The sequence below is a fragment of the Arenimonas sp. genome (assembly GCF_019459675.1).
In the GTDB taxonomy this organism is placed as follows: Bacteria; Pseudomonadota; Gammaproteobacteria; order Xanthomonadales; family Xanthomonadaceae; genus Arenimonas.
Genome location: NZ_JAIBFH010000142.1, coordinates 1 through 1,831 on the forward strand (window position 1 = coordinate 1; position 1,831 = coordinate 1,831).

Genomic DNA, 1,831 nt, shown 5'->3' on the forward strand with positions numbered 1-1,831 from the left:
TTCAGTCCCGATGTCCCACCAAGAAGCATCGGGACTGAAGTCCCTCCCACAGTGGCCCGCCGGTATGGCGCGGGCCGGCGTGTGTTCAGACCACGTAGACGAACAGGAACAGTCCCAGCCAGACCACGTCCACGAAGTGCCAGTACCAGGCCACGGCCTCGAAGCCGAAGTGGTGGTCCTTGCTGAAGTGGCCCTTCAGGCAGCGCAGCCAGATGATCGCCAGCATCAGCGTGCCCAGGAACACGTGCATGCCGTGGAAGCCGGTGAGCATGAAGAAGGTGGAGCCGTAGATGCCCGAGCTCATCGTGAGGTTGAGATCACGGTAGGCGTGGATGTATTCCTCCGCCTGGTAGAACAGGAAGATGCAGCCCAGCAGCACCGTGGCACCCAGCCACACCAGCAGCGCCCGGCGGTGACCCGCCTTCAGCGCATGGTGGGCGATGGTGATGGTGATGCCCGAGGTCAGCAGGATCAGCGTGTTGATCAGCGGCAAGCCCCAGGCGGGGATGGTCTGGAAGGCGCCCCCCAGTTCAGCCGGGCCGGCGCTCGGCCAGCCGGCAACGAAGCCATCCCACAGGAACTGGTTGGTGAGCGCGCCGTCGCCCTCGCCCGACAGCCACGGCAGCGAGAACTGCCGGGCGTAGAACAGGGCGCCGAAGAAGGCCGCGAAGAACATCACTTCCGAAAAGATGAACCACATCATGCCCATGCGGAACGAAGCGTCCACGTGGGCGTTGTACTTGCCGGCGATGGACTCGGAAATGACGTTGCCGAACCAACTGAACAGCACGGCCATCGTGGCCAGGAAGCCGATGTAGAACACCGGCTGGCCCCAGGCATGGCCGTTCAGCCAGTTCGCCACGCCCACCATGGTAATGAACAGGGTGATGGACCCGACGAAGGGCCACGGGCTGTGGTGCGGGACGTAGTAGATGTTCGGATCGTCGTGGGTCTGTGCCATGGGGTTCCCCGGGTATTTCCTGTAAGGCCGTCGGTCAGGGCGCGGTGCGGGCGACGGCCGGCGGAGCCGGCGCCGCGACGATCCGGGCGGTTGCCGCGTCGTTGCTGAAGAAAGTATAGGACAGCGTGATGGTGCTGATGTGGGCCGGCAGGTCCGGGTCGACGATGAAGCGCACTGGCATCAGGCGCTCTTCGCCGGCATTGAGCAACTGCTCGGTGAAGCAGAAGCACTCGGTCTTGCTGAAGAAGGTCGACGCCGTAGACGGCGCCACCGACGGAGCGGCGTTGCCGACGATCGGATGGTCGGACGTGTTGCGGGCGATGTAGTTGGCTTCGTACTGCCGGCCCGGATGCACCTGCATGGTCAGCTGCTGGGGCTTGAAGGACCAGGGCAGCTTCGAATTCACCGTACCGTCGAACTCCACCAGGATGGTGCGCGACTGGTCCACCACCATGCCGGCCACCTGGGCCTCGCCGGTGGGGCCGGATTCGAGCTTGATGCCGAACACCTTCTCGCAGGCGATGTAGTAAAGCGGCACCAGCGCGAAGGTGGCCACGAACGAGGCCACCGATACCAGCGCGATGGTGCGCAGGCTGGACTTCACCGCCTTGGACGTCATGGCAGCATCACCGACAGCAGGAAGGCCGCGTAAATGCCCACCGCGACCAGGCCGACCGCCCATGCAGTGACCCGCACGCCGCGGCCGCGGGGTTAAGAAGCAGGTTTTTTCGTAGGGGTGGGGAATTACGGGGGCATCCTGCTGGCGGTGATGCTGGCATGAAGTCCAAGGCGGTGAAGTCCAGCCTGCGCACCATCGCGCTGGTATCGGTGGCCTCGTTCGTGGCCACCTTCGCGCTGGTGCCGCTTTAC

General features: G+C 64.4%; 2 protein-coding genes. Both read right to left on the reverse strand.

Translation table 11 applies throughout. From position 1 onward, the window contains the following. Positions 1–85: 85 nt before the first annotated feature. Positions 86–961 carry a cytochrome c oxidase subunit 3 gene (locus K0M70_RS05165; protein WP_290780183.1) on the reverse strand — a complete coding sequence of 292 codons (876 nt, stop codon included), beginning with the start codon at positions 959–961 and terminating at the stop codon, positions 86–88. 34 nt (positions 962–995) lie between these two features. Beyond that, positions 996–1,580, reverse strand: a complete 585-nt coding sequence (locus K0M70_RS05170) for a cytochrome c oxidase assembly protein (protein ID WP_290780185.1) — start codon at positions 1,578–1,580, stop codon at positions 996–998. Between the last annotated feature and the right edge of the window lie 251 nt (positions 1,581–1,831).